The 20,279-nt window shown below is 39.9% G+C and carries 22 protein-coding genes and 1 pseudogene; 1 reads left to right on the top strand and 22 read right to left on the bottom strand.

What is annotated here, in order from left to right:
- Nucleotides 1–119: 119 nt before the first annotated feature.
- The 18 genes and pseudogenes from KX728_RS02755 to pbp2b form a co-directional block, all read right to left on the bottom strand.
- Nucleotides 120–824 carry a YwaF family protein gene (locus KX728_RS02755; RefSeq protein WP_215804873.1) on the bottom strand — a complete coding sequence of 235 codons (705 nt, stop codon included), beginning with the start codon at nt 822–824 and terminating at the stop codon, nt 120–122.
- A 195-nt stretch (nt 825–1,019) separates the two neighbouring features.
- Complete coding sequence (locus tag KX728_RS02750; RefSeq protein WP_215804874.1) at nt 1,020–1,631, bottom strand: NUDIX hydrolase N-terminal domain-containing protein; 612 nt, start codon at nt 1,629–1,631, stop codon at nt 1,020–1,022.
- Nucleotides 1,618–2,991 (bottom strand): UDP-N-acetylmuramoyl-tripeptide--D-alanyl-D-alanine ligase, encoded by a 1,374-nt coding sequence (locus KX728_RS02745; RefSeq protein ID WP_215804875.1) that lies wholly within the window; start codon nt 2,989–2,991, stop codon nt 1,618–1,620. The genes KX728_RS02750 and KX728_RS02745 overlap by 14 nt, the downstream gene beginning before the upstream one ends.
- Before the next feature lie 84 nt (nt 2,992–3,075).
- The gene (locus KX728_RS02740; RefSeq protein WP_215804876.1) at nt 3,076–4,119 is read right to left on the bottom strand and encodes a D-alanine--D-alanine ligase; all 1,044 of its coding nucleotides are present in this window, start codon (nt 4,117–4,119) and stop codon (nt 3,076–3,078) included.
- Between the two features lie 104 nt (nt 4,120–4,223).
- The gene (locus KX728_RS02735) at nt 4,224–4,361 is read right to left on the bottom strand and encodes a hypothetical protein (protein ID WP_158084816.1); all 138 of its coding nucleotides are present in this window, start codon (nt 4,359–4,361) and stop codon (nt 4,224–4,226) included.
- Nucleotides 4,362–4,416: 55 nt separating this feature from the next.
- Complete coding sequence (locus KX728_RS02730) at nt 4,417–5,049, bottom strand: hypothetical protein (protein ID WP_215804877.1); 633 nt, start codon at nt 5,047–5,049, stop codon at nt 4,417–4,419.
- Between the two features lie 370 nt (nt 5,050–5,419).
- Complete coding sequence (locus KX728_RS02725) at nt 5,420–6,046, bottom strand: TipC family immunity protein (protein ID WP_215804878.1); 627 nt, start codon at nt 6,044–6,046, stop codon at nt 5,420–5,422.
- Between the two features lie 179 nt (nt 6,047–6,225).
- Nucleotides 6,226–6,759, bottom strand: a complete 534-nt coding sequence (locus KX728_RS02720; protein ID WP_215804879.1) for a thiol-disulfide isomerase — start codon at nt 6,757–6,759, stop codon at nt 6,226–6,228.
- A 52-nt stretch (nt 6,760–6,811) separates the two neighbouring features.
- Nucleotides 6,812–7,441: a hypothetical protein gene (locus tag KX728_RS02715; RefSeq protein WP_215804880.1), complete on the bottom strand. Its 630-nt coding sequence runs from the start codon at nt 7,439–7,441 to the stop codon at nt 6,812–6,814.
- The gene (locus KX728_RS02710; protein WP_215804881.1) at nt 7,438–8,052 is read right to left on the bottom strand and encodes a hypothetical protein; all 615 of its coding nucleotides are present in this window, start codon (nt 8,050–8,052) and stop codon (nt 7,438–7,440) included. Before KX728_RS02710 ends, KX728_RS02715 begins: the two co-directional genes overlap by 4 nt.
- Nucleotides 8,049–8,678 carry a hypothetical protein gene (locus KX728_RS02705; protein ID WP_215804882.1) on the bottom strand — a complete coding sequence of 210 codons (630 nt, stop codon included), beginning with the start codon at nt 8,676–8,678 and terminating at the stop codon, nt 8,049–8,051. Before KX728_RS02705 ends, KX728_RS02710 begins: the two co-directional genes overlap by 4 nt.
- Nucleotides 8,675–9,306 (bottom strand): annotated as a pseudogene (locus KX728_RS02700) (hypothetical protein). Before KX728_RS02700 ends, KX728_RS02705 begins: the two are co-directional and overlap by 4 nt.
- Complete coding sequence (locus KX728_RS02695) at nt 9,303–9,929, bottom strand: hypothetical protein (RefSeq protein WP_215804883.1); 627 nt, start codon at nt 9,927–9,929, stop codon at nt 9,303–9,305. Before KX728_RS02695 ends, KX728_RS02700 begins: the two are co-directional and overlap by 4 nt.
- 9 nt (nt 9,930–9,938) lie before the next feature.
- On the bottom strand, nt 9,939–11,540 hold the full coding sequence (locus KX728_RS02690) for an LXG domain-containing protein (protein ID WP_215804884.1): 1,602 nt from the start codon (nt 11,538–11,540) through the stop codon (nt 9,939–9,941).
- Nucleotides 11,531–11,902 (bottom strand): hypothetical protein, encoded by a 372-nt coding sequence (locus KX728_RS02685; protein ID WP_223335690.1) that lies wholly within the window; start codon nt 11,900–11,902, stop codon nt 11,531–11,533. Before KX728_RS02685 ends, KX728_RS02690 begins: the two co-directional genes overlap by 10 nt.
- Nucleotides 11,890–12,165: a TIGR04197 family type VII secretion effector gene (locus KX728_RS02680; protein WP_215804885.1), complete on the bottom strand. Its 276-nt coding sequence runs from the start codon at nt 12,163–12,165 to the stop codon at nt 11,890–11,892. Before KX728_RS02680 ends, KX728_RS02685 begins: the two co-directional genes overlap by 13 nt.
- A gap of 317 nt (nt 12,166–12,482) precedes the next feature.
- The gene (gene recR, locus KX728_RS02675; RefSeq protein WP_000966754.1) at nt 12,483–13,079 is read right to left on the bottom strand and encodes a recombination mediator RecR; all 597 of its coding nucleotides are present in this window, start codon (nt 13,077–13,079) and stop codon (nt 12,483–12,485) included.
- Nucleotides 13,080–13,089: 10 nt separating this feature from the next.
- Nucleotides 13,090–15,132 carry a penicillin-binding protein PBP2B gene (gene pbp2b / locus KX728_RS02670; protein ID WP_215804886.1) on the bottom strand — a complete coding sequence of 681 codons (2,043 nt, stop codon included), beginning with the start codon at nt 15,130–15,132 and terminating at the stop codon, nt 13,090–13,092.
- Between the two features lie 255 nt (nt 15,133–15,387).
- Here pbp2b and KX728_RS02665 point away from each other — a divergent pair, with 255 nt between their 5' ends.
- Complete coding sequence (locus tag KX728_RS02665) at nt 15,388–16,239, top strand: MurR/RpiR family transcriptional regulator (protein ID WP_049505654.1); 852 nt, start codon at nt 15,388–15,390, stop codon at nt 16,237–16,239.
- Nucleotides 16,240–16,536: 297 nt separating this feature from the next.
- On the opposite strand, the gene KX728_RS02660 is transcribed toward KX728_RS02665, so the two are convergent.
- The 4 genes from KX728_RS02660 to KX728_RS02645 all read right to left on the bottom strand — a co-directional run bounded on the left by KX728_RS02660 (nt 16,537) and on the right by KX728_RS02645 (nt 20,265).
- The gene (locus KX728_RS02660) at nt 16,537–17,301 is read right to left on the bottom strand and encodes a class I SAM-dependent methyltransferase (protein ID WP_200371009.1); all 765 of its coding nucleotides are present in this window, start codon (nt 17,299–17,301) and stop codon (nt 16,537–16,539) included.
- 329 nt (nt 17,302–17,630) lie between these two features.
- Nucleotides 17,631–18,515 (bottom strand): ROK family protein, encoded by an 885-nt coding sequence (locus tag KX728_RS02655; protein ID WP_215804888.1) that lies wholly within the window; start codon nt 18,513–18,515, stop codon nt 17,631–17,633.
- Nucleotides 18,516–18,532: 17 nt separating this feature from the next.
- Entirely contained in the window at nt 18,533–19,450 is a 918-nt protein-coding gene (locus KX728_RS02650; protein WP_215804889.1) for a dihydrodipicolinate synthase family protein, read from the bottom strand.
- A 170-nt stretch (nt 19,451–19,620) separates the two neighbouring features.
- Complete coding sequence (locus KX728_RS02645) at nt 19,621–20,265, bottom strand: YesL family protein (RefSeq protein WP_215804890.1); 645 nt, start codon at nt 20,263–20,265, stop codon at nt 19,621–19,623.
- Between the last annotated feature and the right edge of the window lie 14 nt (nt 20,266–20,279).

The following is a 20,279-nucleotide window of genomic DNA, read 5'->3' as shown; positions in this document are numbered from 1 at the left end:
AAATTCCTGCATGTTTTTTGAGAAAATTCTAGAAAAATTCTACTTCTAAGAGAATTTTTGAAGTTAACGTTCACAATTTTCTTTTTGCTTCTTAAAAACCCAAAAAAGAGAAGATCATTTTAGATCTTCTCTTGAATAAATTCTTCCGATTTTTGTTGTAAAAAATTTTCTACTAATTTCCCTGTTAAGCGAATTGCTATCACGATAACAGTCGAAACAATGAGATAATTTAAGGGCTGGCCGAAGTTTCCAACAATTGGTGGTTTACTCAAAAATCCATAATCCCCACCTACAACTAAGTTGACAACCCATATCAAGCCATTTAAGGCAAAGGTAATCACCGCCACATTCTTCAAATCGAGAAGGGAAGCCTCATAGTTTCTAAACAAGTATAGAAGCGCATTTCCTAAAAGGGCAACATGTCCGATAATGAAAGACAAAATGGTCACGTGTGGAAATGGGTAGGGATCAAAGAGTGGGTAAGCCAGTGCCGCTGTTGCTCCAAAAGTTCCTAAAAGGGCAAAGTATTGTTTGTACTTGGATGTCCCTGGAATCAAGAGCATCACAAACATGGCGATACGGCAATGATAGAAGGGCAAACTTTCTGACAGAGGCATGAGATTGCCCCAATACCAGCTATACAGAACAATCAGTTGAACAGACTGAAGGATCTGAATAAAACGCTGGTAAGCCACTTTATCGCGAAAACGATAAGAAGCATAGAAAGTAAGAGCCAGTAAACATAACAAACCAATGTACCAGTGGAGTTCAAACTGGGGCGGTTCTGATATCTGTGTGGTAAATAATTTATCCCACAAATTCATATTCTATTCCTCGTTCATCTAGCTAGAGGCAATAAAAAATTCACTTTCCCCAGCTTTTAAATTTTTTGAAAAACTTGATTCCATGCTATGCATAGAATACTTGCGTCTTAAATTCGCAACCTATTATATCATTTGTATTGCAGAAATGCACCTTGCAGATATCCTTTTTTGATTTGTCAACTTCTCTAGCATAAACTAATCAACATATTGGTCTCTTTGTCCTTTATAAACTTGCCAAAGAATCTCCATTTGCTCCTTGGTGATGCGTTTTTCAGATAAGACTGGCAATTGGTCAATGGCAAAAAATTGAAGTTCAGCAATTTCTTGATTCTCTTGAAATTGTCCATCAAGAAGCTTACATTCAAAGACAAACTTTGCATATTGTTTGCTCTGTAGTTGGAAACGATTGGTGTCAAAAACTGCAAGTAACCTTTCAGCTTTTGCTGTAAAGCCGGTTTCTTCTTCAATTTCTTTAAGAATATTTTCGGTTGGAGAATAGCCAACTTCACCAAAACCACCTGGCAAAGCCCAACTATCCTCCCCTTTTCCTCTAACTAAACAGACTTTTTCATCCTCAACAATCCAAGCACGGACGTCCATCAGAGGAGTTGCATAAACGGAAGTCGGTTTCATGACTTCTGCTACTTCTTCTGCATCGAGGTCTGATCCCTGATTCAACATTTCAGATAACAGGCTTCGCAAGTCCTCGTAACGCTCACGGTTGAAAGGATCTTTTGTAAAGGTTAATCCAGTATCCGTAATGGCTAGCATTCTTTGAAGATACTTAGCAAAATCACTTGCATTCATTTTCTAAACTTTCTACCAACTTGGCTAGATTCATGGAGTTAGAGCCTTTGAGCAAGATTTGGTCATTGGCACCGAGACTTTCCTTGACTTGTTTTACTAGGTCTTCAAATTGGTCCTCGTCAGCTGTTTTCTTGAAGTAGAAAACGTGACCTATTGGGAACATTTGACTAGCAAGTTGGCTTAATTCGGCAATGTCTTCTCCATAGAAAATAACGGTATCCAGCACATCTGGCGATAGGCTCAAAATCATCTGGTTATGGAGCTGAACAGACTGGTCACCAAGTTCCTTCATGTCTGCTAAGACAGCGATTTTCTTGCCCCCTTCATTAGCTGGAATGGCAGAGAATGTCTCCAAAATCAACTTCATAGCAGTTGGATTGGCATTGTATACGTCAGACAGAATATCTGCTCCATTGGCTGCTTTCTTCCACTCAGTACGATTGCGGGTCAATTCTAGGTTCTGAAAGGCCTGACGAATTTGCTCCTCCGAAACTCCTTCTTGTAGAGCCACATAAGCAGCAATCATAGCATTGGTGGCGTTGTACTTACCTGTCACTGGCAAATCGAGGGCTTGTTCCAAAAAATTAGCCTTAAAGGTCAGACTATCCTTGCGCTCAATCAAGTCTGTGACTTCTAACTCAGCTCCTGACCCAAAACGGACCACTTTTTTATCTGTAGGCAAGTAGTCCTCTACAATGGAGTCGGCTGGTGCCAAAAGCAAAGAACCTGGTGCCATACCGTCTGCAATTTGCAATTTTCCTTTAGCAATTTCTGAACGGTCTTTGAAAAAGGCCAAATGAGCCTCTCCAACCAAGGTCACGATAGCTGTTTTTGGATGAGCCAATTCAGACAAGAGATGGATATCTCCCAAGTGATCCTGCCCCATCTCCAAGACCAACTTTTCTGTCCCTTCAGGCATGTGGAGAACTGTGTAAGGAAGGCCAATCTCGTTATTGTAATTTCCCTGAGTTTTGTAGGTCTTGTAGGTTGTTGACAGTAAATGCGCCAACATATCCTTGGTCGTCGTTTTTCCATTTGAACCCGTTACTGCAAAGACATCAACTGCCGTTTTTTCAAGATAGTAGGCTGCGAGGGTTTGAAAGGCAGTCAAAACGTCGTCTACTAGAATGTAGGGATGATTTGCAACCTCTTTCTCAGACAAGCTTACTACTGCACCATTTTCAAAAGCTGTTTCGATAAAGTCATGACCGTCACGCGCACCTTTAAGTGGCACAAACAAATCACCTGTCCCAATCAGACGACTGTCGAACTCAGCTTTTTCTAACTGAACGTCCGCAAAAAGACTAACGTCATTTTTAGCTCCAACAGCTTGGGCAACTTCATGGATTGTTAATTTCATTTCTACTCCTTTAAAAAGGGTTGAAGTCCAAGAACTCTAGTCACCATGCAGTGATAGTTCTGGCTTCTACCCTCTCTTTCATTTTTATAGCAAATGCGCTTCGCGCTTGTCAAAACTTTGCTTAGCAAGGTCAACCAAATGCTCGATTAGTTCTGGGTAGCTGATTCCCATATTATCCCAAAGTAGTGGATACATAGACCACTGGGTAAAACCTGGCATGGTATTAAGCTCATTTAGGAAAATTTCGCCCTTATCTGTATAGAAGAAATCACAACGAGATAGACCAAGTCCACCAATCGCACGGAAGGCTGTTTCTGCATTTTGACGCATGACAGCTACTACATCATCGCTAATCTTGGCTGGGATGTCCATGGTAATCTTGTTATCGATGTATTTAGCATCATAGTCATAAAAGGCAACATCCTTGACCACTTCACCTGGCAAAGTGCTCTTCACATCGTAATTGCCCAAAAGACCAACCTCGATTTCACGGGCATTCACCCCTTGCTCTACCAAGACACGGCTGTCATATTGGAAGGCAAGTTCCAAAGCTTGACGGAGCTCCTCTTGATTTTCAGACTTAGAAATACCGACACTTGAACCCATGTTTGACGGTTTCGTGAAGACTGGATAAGTCAATTTTTCTTCAACTTCAGCGATTTTAGCAGTCACATCATCACCTTCGACGATGGCCACATAAGGTACTTGGGCAATCCCGGCAGACTCCAAGACACGCTTAGTCGTAATTTTATCCATGGCAAGGCTGGATGACAAGATGTTACAACCAACGTAAGGCATTTTCAAAACTTCCAAGAATCCTTGAACAGAGCCATCTTCTCCCATCGGACCATGAAGAACCGGAAAGACCACTGCGCCTTCTTCGTAAATGGAACTTGGCGCTATTTTCTTATCCCAATCAATAGTTTCATTGGTCATGAGACGGTCTTCTTGACCTGGGGTCTGGCTAAATTCCTGTGTTTTAATAAAGTCACCTGACTGGCTGATGAAGAAAGTCTTGACTGTGAAACGGTCGTAGTTGACCGCACGCATAACACTTTCAGCTGAAAGGACAGAGACTTCACGCTCTGCACTACGCCCACCGTATAAAAGAATAATTGTTTGTTTCATATTGCTTGTCCTAATTCTAATAGAATACTCGTTCTTTAGTATATCATATTTGCTTCTTTTTTGAAACTTGAATCTAAAAAAGCCCTCATTTGAGAGCTGAAATTTTACCGATCCACCACTTGAGCTTCAAAGTAAGCTGGCTTGTCGTCTACATTGGTGATGGTGATCGTGTAGGACTTGTTATTGGTTACATAAAAAACTTTCTCCCCTTGGTAGCTGACAACAATCCCATTCTTTACCAAATGAATATCTTTTTGATTGTTTGGAAGCTCTTTATCATCGTACCTTTTTGGAGCTCTATGTATTCTGCAAAATTTCGTTCTCTTTCCTTTTTCTACGCTGACCCGACCACCTGATACACTGCAACAATACTATCATACGAAGAATCAAATAGACCAAACGAAGGATTTTCATCTTTCCAAGAGCTGATAAGAAGTTTTTCCTTGCATTCCCCACTTCTTGAACTAACTGTTCAACTGTTTTACCTGTTTCCTCTTCAATAGCAACTGCATTCTTTGAAATCAAATAATAATTTTGTTCTAAACTGCTGATATAGGCTTTGGAAATTGGCTCGTCTAAGAAAAAATATACTCTATCAGCATATTCATCCTGAGACAGCGTATAGTATACTTCAGCTTCACTCTCCCATTTTTTAGGAAAACTAGTTATTCTAATATTTCCATAGTCTAAATGCATAATTCCAACTAAAACGTCATTAGTCCATTCTTCCGCATAGTGGTATAATTTCATTTTCTTATCTACCATTGGCCAAACCATAACATACCGACTATGCATGAATTCCTTAGTCAATGCAGAATTACTTGCCAAACTGGTCGCACTAATCTCATATACTGACCAAATAAGAACTACGAGCATTAAGATAGCTTGAGTTGGTTTGTTTTTATAATAGTTTCTTATTCTTTTTAACATATTACTCTCCAACTGCGGGATTGGGTTTATCTAAATCTTTTTTGAAATTTTGACTAGTATTCGCCACTAGAGCCTCTCTTGCATATTCGAATGAAACAAGCTGATTGTTACTTTCAAAGAAACAAGTCTCCTTTACTAAACAATTGCAACTACTGAGGCCTAGTTTACGGTTCTTAAATCTACCTATCCACCACTTGAGCTTCAAAGTGCACCGGTTTGTCGTCTATATTAGTGATGGTGATAGTATAGGAAGTTTCTTCCGTCACACCAAAAGAAAGCAGACCAAAGCTATCGAATACAATAAAATGTTCTTAAGAACTCTGTCATGGTAAGCTGCCTTTATAAAACTATTACCTCGTCGTTCCGTTTGTTATTCTGTTCTCCATATATCCTTAACTGTCACTTCTCCCCAATTATCTGGGCTAAAACGACTAGCATATATGGAAGTCCAGTCTTTAAGGACTTTGTGACGGAGTATTTCATCTGCTTCTTTGCGAATCTCATCGACAGTCTTTCCATGATCCGCTAGAAAGGCTTCTACTTGAGACTGCTGAAAATATCCTGTACTCTCATCATCATAGTACCACATAAACCGTTCTAATTGCTGATTGTTTACCTCGTACTGGTAATCTACATTTATGGTTGTCTCTGTATCTGGCAGTCTCAAACGCATTTCTATCCCAACTTTCGTCATCTCCTGAAATCCAAAATAAAAATAATAACCTAGAGAATGAATAGTGTTTGGTAAATTTACACTTTTATAATCAATAGAATGTTTATATAAATCTTGAGATCCATTATCGATAATTTTTAACCCTTTTAACTTATAAAAAGCTCGTCCTTTCCAGAGAAATGTATAATTGTGATAATCACTTTCTTCGTAGTATATTTCATCAAAAATATTGTGAACTCTCTGATATTTATAGTACTGAAAACCAGAGAAAGATAATAATAGAACCATTAACAACGAAAAAATTACAAATTTTCTCTTCTTCATCTAATCACCTCATCTCTGTCAACTCTTGATTACCTGCTTCAATATTTCGAATGAAATTATAAGTACTTGGGTAATTTTTTTGTAGCTCATCTACGGTATCTTTTTCTAGTAAAGTCCCTCAACATACCCCGTTGTTCATACAGCATTGCGGTGAGCAAGAAGTTACTTTCTCTGGTAAACTATCCATACAAAGTCTGATACATCTTTTTCATGAAAGACTCAAGCTCGCTTTGAACACTTCTCAACAAGTAATCTTCTTCGGCTTGTGAGATAGAAACAATCTCTCTTTTCCCGTTACCATTTTGCTGAGAATAACTAGAATCAATTAAATTCAGATTTTTATCTAAAATAAAAGCTACATGCGTTTGTTTTTCATTAACCTGTGTGATGAAAAACAACTGAAAATCCTTAGCATCCTTTTTGGGAGGGCTAATTTTCAAATGTAAATCTCCTTCTATTTCTAATGGATAAATAACTCCATCTAATCGAATAGCTCCGTCAGAAGGAATAGTATAGCCTGCCTTGCGGTTGTCAGACGCATATTTTTCTGATGCCGTCAAACGATGCAGAACTTCAATTCTTTCATTTTTCTCAAAGGATTCTTTTAAAGCACTAGATTGTCGGAAATGCTTGTAAGTAAAATATAAAGGAATCGATAATAGGAACAAGGACAATACAATCAACCATTTAAACTGTTTTACTTTATCTGACATTCGTCTTTCCTCTATTCAATACTCTCTTTCAAATAGGTGGGATTATAAATACTCACTCGTCTTCCTCGTCATCATAAACTGGCTCGCCATGGATTTTGATGTATTCTTCATTTCTACGGTCATCTTCTTCCCAAACTGGGTCTCTCACATCGTCCAAAAAGGGAATTTCTTCCAAACTCAGCTCATTAGCTTCTTCATAACTCATCGAAAGGATATCCTCATGTCGATTTTTAAATTCCTCCACACTTAACCAGCTCTCTTTATCATCTTCGCTAATCTGACCATCAATAGCAGTCGCAATTTCAATGGCCATGATATAGAAGGCACGTTTATCAACGGTGAGCAGGTCAAGGTGGGTAGAAGCTAAACGTAGACAGTCTCCTTTTTCTCGATAGTCTGTTGATGGATTGTCTTCAAAATCTAATTCAAGATTTTCATATACATGACTCCCAAATTTGTTGGTAATCCCTTCTTTCAACTGAACATTATTCCATCTATTATCATGCATCCACTTATTCAATTTCAAGTGAATAGTTGGGTCTGTTTTAAATGGGCGAGTATTCCCAAAATAAGAAATATCTACTGTCTTCCCATCTTTAGCATCAAACCACATCCTCTTCGCTAGTTCTAAATAATCAAACGGAATTTCTTTGGTGTAATCACCTTTAAGATATAGTTTCACTCGTCTTCCTCATCGTCGTAAACACGTTCGCCATGGATTCTGATGTATTCTTCACGAAGACGCTCTTCTTCATCCCATAAAGGTTCTCTTACTGGCACCATTGTCTTTAATTCTTCCAAACTAATTTCAACCGCTTCATCATAAGTCAGTGAAAGAACATCCTTATGTAGCTCCTTAAAAGTCTCTACATCTAACCATGTCTCTTTGTCATCTTCGCTGATTTGGCCGCCAATGGCAGATGCTACCTCAATCGCCATAATATACATCGCACGCTTGTCAACCGTTAAAATATCTAGATGAGTAGAAATAATTCGCAAATAATCACCTTTCTCACGCCCATCGCTTTCATAGGAATTTTCAAAATCCAATATTAGATACTCGTATTTAAATGAATTCCACGGATTATCTCCTATTTTAAAATCAGTCACCCCCCAACGCTCATCATTCGAAGAAAATTTATCCAGACTAACGCTAAAATAAAAATCATCATCACGTGCGTAAGAAAAACCAACTTCCACACCTTTGCATTCTTTGAACCACATTTTCCAAGGATATTCCATACAGTCTTGGTAAATACTAGTCTCGTAGTTGCCTTTAAGATATAGTTTCACTCATCTTCCTCATCGTCGTAAACTCGTTCACCATGGATTTTGATGTATTCTTCACGAAGACGTTCTTCCTCTTCCCATAGAGGATCTTCTAAAGGTTTCATACTTTTCAGTTCCTCCACACTGATATCAGTTGCTTGATCGTAGGTTAGTGATAAGACATCCTTGTGCAACTCCTTAAAAGTCTCCACATCTATCCAAGTCAGCTTGTCATCCTCGCTGATCTGCCCATCAATAGCAGAAGCCACCTCGACTGCCATAATATACATATCACGTTTATCAACCGTTAAAATGTCTGTATGAGTAGTCGCAATTCTAAGGTATTCTCCACGCTTTCTCCCATCAGTAATAAAATCATTTTCAAATTCAAGTGTTATATTCTCATATTCCAAAGACAACCAAGGATTACTAGGAATTATAAAAGGAGCCTTATCCCATCTTTCGTCAACTGAAGACCATTTGTGTAACCGAACACCAAAGTAAAAATCATCCTGTAACATAGCATCATCACCAACATTGGAGAAACTTATTTTCTTGCCATTCCGTTCCTTAAACCACATCTTCCAAACTAGTTCTCTAGTAGTAAATGTTATTTTTTGCTTAAAATCACTTTTGATATATAGTCTCACTCATCTTCCTCATCGTCATAAACACTTTCACCATGGATTTGGATGTACTCCTCACGCTTCTTATCCAATTCTTCCCAGATGGGTTCATCAATAGCATCAATCGTTTGAATTTCTTCCAAACTCAGCTCATTTGCTTCCTCAAAGGTTAGAGATAAGATATCTTTATGTTTTTCCTTGAATTCCTCGATTGTTAACCATGTTTTTTTGTCATCTTCGCTAATTTGTCCGTTAAAGATTGTAGCAATCTCAATTGCCATGATATAGAAAGCTCTTTTATCAAGAGTGAGCAGTTCAAGATGAGTAGAAGCAAGACGCAAACAGTCTCCATTTTCTCGAAAATCTGTTACATAAGCATCTTCATAATCTAAATTTAGTTCTTCATCAATTTGTGAAAAAAGCGATATTTTATCCCTTCTTGTATTGGAACATGCAACCAACGTTCATCATAATCCTGTTTATCTAGTTTTAGATGAATTGCTATATCATTCCTATCTCTGATTTGAAGAAAACCAGAATAGGAGAGTGGGATGCCTTCTCCTTGATAACTTTCAAACCACATTCTCTTCGCTAGTTCTAAATAATCAAACGGAATTTCTTTGGCGTAATCACTTTTAAGATATAGTCTCACTCGTCTTCCTCATCGTCATAAACACGTTCGCCATGGATAGCTATGTATTCTTCACGCTTCTTATCCAATTCTTCCCAGATGGGTTCGTCAATAGCGTCAATCGTCTGAATTTCTTCCAAACTCATCTCATTTGCTTCATCAAAAGTTAGAGATAAGATATCTTGGTGCTTTTCCTTGAATTCCTCGATTGTTAGCCATGTTTTCTTATCATCTTCACTGATTTGTCCATCAATAGCAATCGCAATTTCAAGCGCCATAATATACATAGCACGTTTATCAACTGTTAAAACATCCAAATAATTAGAAGCGATTCTTAGGTATTTTCCCTTTTCTCTACCGTCGCTTTCATAACTTCCCTCATAATCCAAATCAATATTTTCATATTTTTGGGAATTTATTGCACTGCCTCCTTTAACCTTGGCATCTTTCCAACGAGAGCCACTTGCTCCCCACTTATCTAACCGCAAAGATAAATAGAAGTCATTTTGCAACATTTCATCATCCCCGACATTTGAGAAACTTATTTTTTGACCATTTCTTTCTTTAAACCACATCTTCCATGCGAGTTCTCTGTACCCAAATGGCACTTTTCTAGTATAGTCTCCTTTGATATATAGTCTCATACACTTCACCTAATTTCCGTAATAGTTTCGGTATCCTTTCCAGATTCTTTCTACGATTTCACTCTTCACACTTTTATCTAGATTCTTTATCTTTTTAGTTTTATTCACCCAATCCAATATATCTGTTTTGCTTGAAATACTATTAACATCTATAGCTTCGTTAAGCGAATAGCCCGACTTCCCACTTCCAGATTGAACCTGAAATAATCCATCACCATTAGGTCCACTATTTGGCTCCCAATCTACACGAATGTTCTCTTTTCGATTTCCTACTCGGGCTTCAATTTGTTTACCACCCCTGCCAGAAATGGTCTTACTCGTAGGTTTATTGGCCTTCCAGCTATCGTAGTTGCTAGAATAATTAACCTGAATTTCGCCATTTAGTAAAACCGTCTTTGTGATAGCTGATAAGCTAGTTACTGCTCCACTAGCTATCAGTACATTTCCATATTGTACCCCTGATACAGATGCTGCCGTACCAGCTACGATACTTGTCCCTGCTGTTGGCGGACCAGCCATGATACTCAAGGCTTCAAGGGCGCCACTCGCAAAGTAAACTCCCAATCCAGAGAATATTTGAGCTACTCCACTCCAAAATTCGGCTGAATTTGCTTCAAAGTTTTGTGCTTTTAGTTCATCAAATTTTTTGTTAACCAAATGAGTATAGTCAGCATCGTATTTCCCATTTTTTGAAACAACATAGCCTTGCTGAAATGGGTAAATTTCAATGATATTCCCTGTTTCGTCAATCTTAAGAGTGTGATTGTAGTCGTCAATTATTTTATCCCATTCAGACTTGTCGTGACCTTTTAAGCGCTTCTTTAATTCGGCACGATAGTAGGCATCACCATCGTCCGATAGCATCATATCCCTAGAAGCTTTATTGATGACACGAGTTTCTGAGTCTTGATAATCTCTTTTGGCATACGAAACAATCTTCACATCCTTCATCTTCTGTACCCAGCTCATGTCCACACCGTCCGCATAGTAGTTTCCTTCGCTATCGACAATGATTTTACTTAGTTGCGTGGCTCCTTTGATAGCTAAACCAAGGACTTCTAGGCTATCGTTGAAATACTGGGAAACCTGTGAGACAAAGAATTCTAGTTTTTCAATCTTATCATCCAAATCCTGAATACCTGACTCGATTTGAGATTTGGTATTGTAGAGAATGGTCTTCTCAGAAAAAACTTTCCCCCAATTAAGTGTAAAGAGATCTTTGATTTGATTTAGCCAGTTCTCCCTCGCTTGAATCTGAGCTTCTACGATAGCCAACTGCTCTTCTCTCAGCTTTTTCAGTTCCTTGAGCTGGTCTAGGTCCAAATCACCATATCCAGAGACCTGAGCATCCGCATTTTTGTAGGAGGTCAACTCTAGTTGGATATCATCTATCGCTGCTTGTAACTTCTTGATGCAGGGGATGATAATCTCTGTAAAGAGACCCTTCCCAGCTGTGTAGGCCGCTCCTGTCAGCTCACCTGAGTCTAAAGAGGAAATCAGGTGATCACAGCCACTAGATAAGCGGTCCGTGACTTCATTTGCGACCTGGAGATTGTTAGTCATAGTCTGAATCAATTCTTGGGATTCTTGTACGCTGTATTTTACTCCCATGGTAGCCGATTCCTTTCCGCTATCAGTTCTTCTCTGGCTTCATCGAAAGTTCGACGAGCCTTCTTCGTTTGTTTTTCCAACTCATCCAGTTCCTCTTCTACATAAGAGTTGACCTGTCGCTGAATGGTTCTATTATCACTTTCGATTTGCTCTATCACCTGACGAGAACTGGGTGAGAGAGCCAATAGAGTCGCCATACGATGGTGTATGCTCTGGATTTCTGAGTGAAAGTGAATTACCTGCTGTTCATATTGTCTTTTTAGAGTCTGAAGACTTTCTTCCTTATCGTCAATCTTGACAATTTCTCGCCAAAGTTTGTAGCGTTTTTCTTCGTTCTTATCTGCCATTTTTAATGTTCCCATCTCTTAGCCAGCTCTATATCACGTTTTTCAATCTTATGAGCAATTTCTGGAAACTTATTTGCTTGGGTCAAAATAGCCGAGCTGAAATCACTGACCGCCTGAAGCATTTGATTGCAGGCCTGACGTCCAGCTTCCATCCCAGCAATTTCAGAAGTGTATGAAAATTCTACTTGCTGATTTTGCTTGTTGCTCGTATCATACCCGACTAATTCATTAATAGCTGCCTCTGCTGCTATCGTGCTGGATTTTATCTTTCCACCCATACTTCAAACTCCCCTTATTTATTATATATTGACCATATCATAACACAAAAATAGTACGATTTCAAAACAAATCATAAGGGACTAATGCGTCCATCACCTGAGAATAGACTCTATCATTCGGTGAATGAGTTTGACAGAAACGGCACAAGTGATTTTGGAGGTCCGTTTTCTGATGCCTTATATTTTGTGTTTACTGGGAAGCATTCTTATTAGCAAGAATTGTCCTCCCTTCGTGAGAAACAGAAAAAAACAAAGCCCTAAGAAAAATTCCTAGGGCTTGTCTTATACGTCAAAATGAGCTACGTTTTTACTGACTCCTACAACTCTGTCCGATTTTCAATGGCTCGTAAGAGTGTGACTTCGTCCGCATACTCGATATCTGCTCCCACGGCTAGTCCTCGTGCTAGGCGAGTGACCTTGATACCAGCTGGCTTGAGGAGACGAGAGAGATACATAGATGTCGCTTCTCCATCTGCTGTCGCATTGGTTGCCACAATCACCTCTGAAACCTCACTATCCATAAGACGGGTCATGAGACTCTTGAGGTTGATATCGTCTGGGCTGATGCCATTCATCGGAGAAATGAGGCCGTGCAAGACATGATAGAGTCCGTGGTATTCTTGGATATTTTCCATAGCAGCCACATCGCGACTATCCTCTAACACCAAGATCGTTGTCTGGTCTCGAGTCGGGTCCGTACAGATCGAGCAAGGATCATCATCCGTCAGGCGACCACAGATGGAACAATAGGTTAATTCCCGTTTAGCAGACAGGAGATTTTTGGCAAATTCATTGACATCGTCATCAGACATTCCAATGGTATAGAAGGCTAGGCGGGTAGCCGTTTTGATCCCGATACCTGGTAACTTTGAATAGCTATCAATCAGCTTGGCAATAGGTGTTGGATACAGCATAAGTTCCTTTCTAATTCATTGGATGGTGTTGGTGATAAAGATTGATAATGTCGCGCGCAATAGAAGGTCCGACACCGTTTGTAAGGTTGGTGTTATGAGGAAAGACGACTGCGACCGCGATTTGGGGATTTTCGGTCGGTGCATAGGCGACTGCGTTGGTATTATTGGCTTTTTGACCGCCATTAACGTAACTTTCGGCAGTACCTGTTTTCCCGCTGATGGAAACGGCGGCGCCATTTGAAAAGGCACGACCAGTTGTTAGAGCACTCGTTCCATGCGAAACTTGATAGAAACCTTGCTGCAAGATAGCCATATCTGATTCTGAGACATTGACCTTGTTTAGTTCCTTAGTGGCTGTTTCTTGAACCAGACTGCCTAAGCCACCTTGGTCATTGTTTCCATAAACCCCTTCAACGATGTGAGGAGCCAAACGCACACCATTGTTTGCAATGGTTGCGACATACTGGGCTAACTGCATCGGTGTGTAGTTGTCAAACTGACCAAAGGAATTATTGATATAGTTCCCCAAATCAAATTCTTTTGGCGTGAATCCTGTGGATTCATCTGGGAGGTCAATTCCTGTTGAAGCTCCGAGTCCATATTCCCCGAAGGTTGATCGCAATTTGCCCATTGCAGTCTCTAACTGTCCCGTTGCGACTGTCATATTTGGTGTGTAGGTTTGTCCCATGATTCCTAGCGCAGTTTGAACCATGTAGGTATTAGAAGAGTATTCCAAAGCCTCAACTGCTGTGATAGGGAAAGAGCCATAGGACAAGGTATACCATGAATTGATAGGGGCCGAACCTTGGAAAACAATCGGCTGGTCTGTCAAGGTTTGATTACCTGACAAGACTCCATTTTCCCAACCAGAGCTGATGGTCGCCGCCTTAACAACAGATCCTGGCACAAAGACATTGGTTATCGTTCCAAGCGAATCTGAACTTAATTTACCGGATTCGACATCATGCTTGACACCAGACATGGCCAGAACTGCACCGGTTTTAGGATTGAGAGCTACAGCGTAGACTCCTTCAGAGTACTTTGCTCCACCGTTACCCAACTCTGAGTTGAAGTAGCTCTTGAGTAGGTCGTCCACACCATTCTGGAAAGCTAGGTCAACCGTTAACTTGATGTTGTTTCCTTTGCTTCCTTCTTCGACATTTTCCACACTTTCCATATTTCCGTGTTTGTCGAGGTGGATTTCTTTGACGGAGCGTTTCCCTTGAAGAACATCTTCATATTGCTTTTCAAGATAGGAAGTTCCCACTCGGTCATTGAGAGAATAGCCTTTTTTGAGATAGGCATCAACTTCCTCTGCTGGAAGTCCTGACTTTTCATTTGAAACGCTACCGACGATTGTCGATAAAGATGTATCCAGTACTTTACGATCCCATGAGGTTGAAATACTGATACCTGGTAATTCCTTGGACGCTGATGCAACGAGAGCAACTTGGGTATCATCTAAGGCATCCGTAGAAATGGTTCCTGTCGCAAAATTTTCAACGGCATTGAGCTGACTAAAGAGATAGATTTCCTTTTTCTGGTCATCTGTATAATTAAGTTGACTCACGTCAATGCTTTCAACCGCATTATTGTAAAGTGTCGCTTCCGATAAGCGGTTCCCATCTGAATCCAGGCGTTTATCGCTTGGCAAGGATTCGACTGTTTTTTTGTAAATATCCTGGTCCGCCAAGTAATAGTCTGCAATTTGTCGATCAGTCAGATCAGGGGAGGTTACATTTACATATGTGAGGAGTTTCTTGGCTGTCTCCTTCAATTCAGCTGCTGTCATTTTATTGTTTCGTGTGAAAGAAACAACTTGCTTGACAGTATTTTCTACCAAGGGTTTCCCTGCCGCATCATAGATCTGTCCACGAGCTGAACTGGTTGTTACCCTTGTTTGGCTGGCTGAAGCCAATTTTGTTTCATAAAAATCTTTATTTAGCACCTGCATGTATAACAAACGACCAATAATGGCCATAAAGAGCAGGATAACAATCGCAAATAATAAATTAAGCCGAATCGGAATCGAATGGCTATTAAATTTTCTCATACAACTAAGACTCTTTTCTAGAAAAATTCCCGATTTCCACCTTTATTTTCCCTAAAATAATAGAGCAAACAGGTGCAGCTCAGTACATTTCATTGTACCATATTTTACGGAGAAACTCTTGGAAAAGTCGAAGCATTTTTTGACTTTTAACTGAAAATGCCTTTTTATTTGGTTATCCTATTTTCTATGATATAATGATAGTAATAGTTAGGAAAGCGTTAACCTTTAAGACTTTGACTCATAAAAAGGAGCCTCATGAACAAGCCAGATATCGCAACCATAATCGACCTCCATTTTGAAGAATTAACCGAGCTCGAGCAAGAAATCGCTCGCTATTTTTTGCAAGCTGAAACAATCCAAGATGATCTCTCTTCTCAGCAAGTTACCCAGAAATTACATATCTCCCAAGCAGCCTTGACCCGCTTTGCCAAAAAGTGTGGTTTTACAGGCTACCGAGAATTCGTCTTTCAATATCAGCACCAGGCTAGTAAACCGGACACTCATTCGCACAAACACAGTCCTTTGACCAAACGTGTTTTGCGAAGCTACAGTATCATGCGAGAACAAACACAGGATTTGATCGACGAAGAACAACTGGAACGCGTCGCCCAATTAATCGATGACGCTGAACGAGTTTACTTCTTTGGGACAGGAAGTTCTGGTCTGATTGCCCGTGAGATGAAACTGCGCTTTATGCGATTAGGTGTTGTCTGTGAAGCTTTGACCGATCAGGATGGCTTTGCTTGGACGACCAGTATCATGGATGAAAATTGTTTGGTGCTAGGTTTTTCCCTGTCTGGCACCACCCAATCCGTCCTCGATAGTTTGTTGGATGCCAAGGAAATGGGGGCCAAGACCATCCTCTTTACCAGCGCTCCAAACAAAAACAGTCAGGCCTACACCGAAACGGTCCTTGTGGCAAGCCATAGTCAATCTTCTTACATCCAGCGTATTTCCGCTCAACTCCCTATGCTCATTTTAATAGATTTGATATATGCCTACTTTTTGGAAATCAATCGCGAGAGCAAGGAAAAAATCTTTAATAGCTATTGGGAAAATAAAAAGCTCAATGGCTATCGTAGACAAAAACGCGTTAGAAAATCCTAGTTTGGTTGAACCAAACTAGGATTGTTTTGTTTTAAAATGATAATAGGCACATAGGTAGTCTTTCCAATCTTTCTCTTTGTGCTAATGCCTTTTTTATCTGGGCTTTTCAGTTCTTCCTTAAATTCTCCTTTCCATTTTTGAATGTTTGACATCAAAAAAAGGAAGTAGCGACTATGTGCTGCTTTTACTTCCTCTCTTTAATTTTATTTAATAGTTTTGCTTCGACAAACTGAGATTTAGATTTTAACCCTTACAGAAAATAAAACGAGCTATTCTCCAGAAGTACGTTCTATAGTATCATAGTTTAATGCAGAGTGTAGCGATGTAGTCATTTCCATAACGTGACAATCGATGTCTTTTGTCACACGATTCATAAAAATCGATCATAGCGAGACCGTTTTTTAGTTGTCCTCTAATCTGACTTTCTAAAGTATGGCTAAATTCATATCCATATTCTGGATTGATGGTAATTTTGTCTTCCTCTTCAAGCTCTCTTGAATTAAAAGGTAGTGAAAACTTTAACAGTAATTCCTCATCGGGTTTGTCCCATACAGTGTCAGCATCATACATGTAGATCCAAGGATTCATGAATCCGACCATTAACAAACCGCCCTTTTTCAATACTCGAGAGGCTTCTTTATACATGTTTTCTAAATCTTCTATGTATACATTTGAAACTGGATTAAAAACAATATCAAACGTTTCATCTTCAAATGGGAATGGTTTTGTCATATCGCCTTGAACGGTATTGATTTTTAAGCCTTCTCGTTTTGCAACCATTTCATCTCTTTCTAATTGTGATTTAGAAAAATCCATAATGGTGACATCATAACCTTTTAGAGCAAAAACGGGACCCTGCTGTCCACCACCACAAGCTAACCCTAATATCTTTTTTCCCTTGGCTTTTTCAAACCATTCTTTCGGAACTTTTTTCCCAACAGTTAAGGCAACAGAAATTGGATGCTTTCTAACTTCTTCTAATTCTTCCTGTGTCAATGGCTCAGTATAGTCATTTTTTACATTATTCCATCGATCTTCATTTAATTTTATATAATTGTTCATCTTACAATCTCCTCGTAATTTTATATGATTTCGATTTCAGGTGAATCAGTTGCCATTACATTTTCTCACCTCTAGAAATTCTAATTTGTCAATTTTTCGTCCATCTCATTATATCACTTTTCCACATTTTCTCATTTACTCAAGCTAAATATCAATTAAATGGATGATAGAATTGCTCTCTCCTTAACTTCTCATGCAAGTCGGTTATTTTCTCCTAGTTTCTCACGATTACCTCCTTTGGCTCAAATTTTTCAATAAAAAAAGAATTAAGCAAAACAGTTTTCACTCGAGTAGTGATTAAGTGTTCTGCTTAATTCTATAGTTCCAAACTAGGATTGTTTTGTTTTGAAATGGTAATAGGCTCCCAACATACCTGCTGTGTTTTGGTGATGGGCAAATTCTAATCGTGTTTTTTCAGCTAGGCTTGGCACCAAGGCCGCCTTCAAGGCTGTGCGAATCTTTGGTTTGAGGATAGCCTCTTGCCCCATGATACCGCCACCAAGAATGACCACTTCTGGATTGGCAACATAGCAAATATTTGCCAGACCTTTTCCTAGATAGTCTACCATGCGGTCAATCCCAGACATACAGATCTTGTTTCCTTCGGTAGCTTCCTTGAAAATGCGTCGGCCATTCCACTGATCAACCGGATCTCCATGAGCTGCTGCTACATACTCCACCAAGGCTGTCGTAGAGGCGAGGTCTTGGAAAGCTCCATCCTGCATGTGCATGTAACCGACTTCGCAGGCCGAATTGCTAAATCCATGGAAGACTTTCCCATCCATAATCAAGCAACCACCGATACCAGTTCCAATGGTCAAGCAAAGAGTGACACTCGCTCCCTTGCCTGAACCAGATACTGCCTCAGCCAGACCTGCACAGTTGACATCATTTTCAATTTCACAAGGAATCGCAAAACTCGTCTCGATTTCCTTCTTGAACTGGGTTCCTGCATAGTTGGGAATCTGAGGACCAGCATAGAAAATCTCACCCTTATCAGGATCCACCATTCCTGCAGAAGAAATGGCAACACCTGCTACTGGGCCTTTTTCTAAATAGCTGGCTACGATATCTTTTGTCTTTTGTAAGATATGAGGTCCACCCTTATGCGCCTCAGTTGGCATTTCATGCGATTCAACAAGTTGGCCTTCTTGGTCAATCAAACCATATTTGATATTGGTTCCACCGATATCAATTGCAACGTAGTGTGTCATAAATACCTCCTTATGGATTAGAGGAAGCGCTCCTTGGTTTCACGAATCAATTGTGCTGCTGCTTCTACAACTGGGCGATCTTCTTCGGTTACTGGCGTCAATGGCGAACGAACTGAACCAATGTTCAAGCCTTCATTGATCTTCAAGACTTCCTTAATCACACCGTACATATTTCCATGTGCAGAAGTGAGTTTTCCAATGATTGCATTGATAGCGTATTGCAATTCACGCGCTGTTTCCAAATCTTTCTCTGCAATCAACTCATTGAGTTTCAAGAAGAGTTCTGGCATCGCACCGTAAGTACCACCAATACCAGCTTTGGCACCCATGAGTCGTCCACCTAGGAACTGTTCATCTGGACCATTGAATACGATATGGTCTTCTCCACCAAGGCTGACAAAGGTTTGGATATCTTGAACTGGCATAGAAGAGTTCTTAACACCGATAACACGAGGATTCTTCAACATTTCAGTATAGAGACTTGGAGTCAAAGCAACTCCTGCCAATTGAGGAATGTTATAAATCACGTAGTCTGTGTTTGGTGCTGCAGCACTAATGTCATTCCAGTATTTGGCAACTGAGTACTCAGGCAAGCGGAAGTAAATTGGTGGAATCGTTGCAATGGCATCTACACCCAAACTTTCTGCGTGGCGAGCAAGTTCCATACTGTCTTTGGTATTGTTGCAGGCAACATGGGCGATGATTGTCAATTTGCCCTTGGCAACTGCCATGACTTCTTCCAAAATCAACTTGCGGTCTGCTACACTTTGGTAGATACATTCACCAGAAGAACCATTGACATAGAGACCTTGAACTCCTTTATCAATGAAGTATTGGACCAAGTCGCGCGTACGCTCTGGACTGACTTCTCCTTGATCATCATAACATGCGTAGAAGGCTGGAATGACACCTTCGTATTTTTTCAAATCTGACATAGATTTTCTCCTAAGATTTCTTTTTTTCTGCTGAGAGCAGTTCTATTTTTACAAGTTTAGTATACACCTTGTGAAAATCGCTTTCAATATCTTGTATACACTTAGATTTTAGTTTCTACTTGTATTTTAGAAACTGTAACGATTGAAAGTAGTTTCAGAAACAAGTCATCCTACTGGTATTTGGCGAAAATTTTCTCCATCAATACTGCTTGGAGAAAGACCAACAAACCAAAACCAAAGAGGATAAAGGCTGACCCACCCAAAAGGAGAGTGAAGGCGGATAGATAAAGAACCATCACTATGAGAAAGAGAATGGCTAACATGAGGAAGAACCATGGAAAGTTAAAACTTGCCAAGATAAGCCCTTTTTGCAGCACTTCTTTCCAAGACAAATCATAGCGGGCAGCGATAGGATAACTAGCCAGCATCACCAGAGTGAGGAAAATGAGAATCCCCAAACAAATAGCTTTCACAAGTTGAAAAGGCAAAGCTGTCTGTCCCCAGAAGAGATAGAGGTCTAGAAGGCTTAATGACACAACGCCCAACTCTAACAAACCTAACTGGAAACCCAGTTTCAGATTTTGCTTGAAAGCTCTTAGATAAGTTCTAAAGACTGGTACCCGTCTGCTTCTCTTAATCTCAAACATGGTCTCATAGAGGCTGATTTTCGCCACTCCAATCGTCACGATGGGCAAACAAGAGACGACAAAAAGAAGATTGACTGTCACGATATCCAAGACCTTCTCACTGAAACGCATGAGAAAATTATCTGTATCAAATGCTGCCTTGATAAGGCTTACTCCTTTTTGTGCCATGTTTGCTCCTCCTG

It is taken from the genome of Streptococcus oralis (genome assembly GCF_019334565.1).
Taxonomy (GTDB): Bacteria; Bacillota; Bacilli; order Lactobacillales; family Streptococcaceae; genus Streptococcus; species Streptococcus oralis_CR.
This window is presented reverse-complemented; position numbering and strand designations above follow the sequence as displayed.

Coding starts and splice junctions, on each gene's coding strand:
- KX728_RS02655 (WP_215804888.1), bottom strand. CDS start 18,515: ATGACACACTACGTTGCAATTGATATCGGTGGAACCAATATCAAATAT.
- KX728_RS02740 (WP_215804876.1), bottom strand. CDS start 4,119: ATGAAACAAACAATTATTCTTTTATACGGTGGGCGTAGTGCAGAGCGT.
- KX728_RS02690 (WP_215804884.1), bottom strand. CDS start 11,540: ATGGGAGTAAAATACAGCGTACAAGAATCCCAAGAATTGATTCAGACT.
- KX728_RS02680 (WP_215804885.1), bottom strand. CDS start 12,165: ATGGGTGGAAAGATAAAATCCAGCACGATAGCAGCAGAGGCAGCTATT.
- recR (WP_000966754.1), bottom strand. CDS start 13,079: ATGCTGTATCCAACACCTATTGCCAAGCTGATTGATAGCTATTCAAAG.
- KX728_RS02650 (WP_215804889.1), bottom strand. CDS start 19,450: ATGTCAGATTTGAAAAAATACGAAGGTGTCATTCCAGCCTTCTACGCA.
- KX728_RS02665 (WP_049505654.1), top strand. CDS start 15,388: ATGAACAAGCCAGATATCGCAACCATAATCGACCTCCATTTTGAAGAA.
- KX728_RS02725 (WP_215804878.1), bottom strand. CDS start 6,046: ATGAAGAAGAGAAAATTTGTAATTTTTTCGTTGTTAATGGTTCTATTA.
- KX728_RS02685 (WP_223335690.1), bottom strand. CDS start 11,902: ATGGGAACATTAAAAATGGCAGATAAGAACGAAGAAAAACGCTACAAA.
- KX728_RS02750 (WP_215804874.1), bottom strand. CDS start 1,631: ATGAATGCAAGTGATTTTGCTAAGTATCTTCAAAGAATGCTAGCCATT.
- KX728_RS02745 (WP_215804875.1), bottom strand. CDS start 2,991: ATGAAATTAACAATCCATGAAGTTGCCCAAGCTGTTGGAGCTAAAAAT.
- KX728_RS02660 (WP_200371009.1), bottom strand. CDS start 17,301: ATGAACAATTATATAAAATTAAATGAAGATCGATGGAATAATGTAAAA.
- KX728_RS02695 (WP_215804883.1), bottom strand. CDS start 9,929: ATGAGACTATATATCAAAGGAGACTATACTAGAAAAGTGCCATTTGGG.
- KX728_RS02755 (WP_215804873.1), bottom strand. CDS start 824: ATGAATTTGTGGGATAAATTATTTACCACACAGATATCAGAACCGCCC.
- KX728_RS02645 (WP_215804890.1), bottom strand. CDS start 20,265: ATGGCACAAAAAGGAGTAAGCCTTATCAAGGCAGCATTTGATACAGAT.
- pbp2b (WP_215804886.1), bottom strand. CDS start 15,132: ATGAGAAAATTTAATAGCCATTCGATTCCGATTCGGCTTAATTTATTA.
- KX728_RS02730 (WP_215804877.1), bottom strand. CDS start 5,049: ATGTTAAAAAGAATAAGAAACTATTATAAAAACAAACCAACTCAAGCT.
- KX728_RS02720 (WP_215804879.1), bottom strand. CDS start 6,759: ATGTCAGATAAAGTAAAACAGTTTAAATGGTTGATTGTATTGTCCTTG.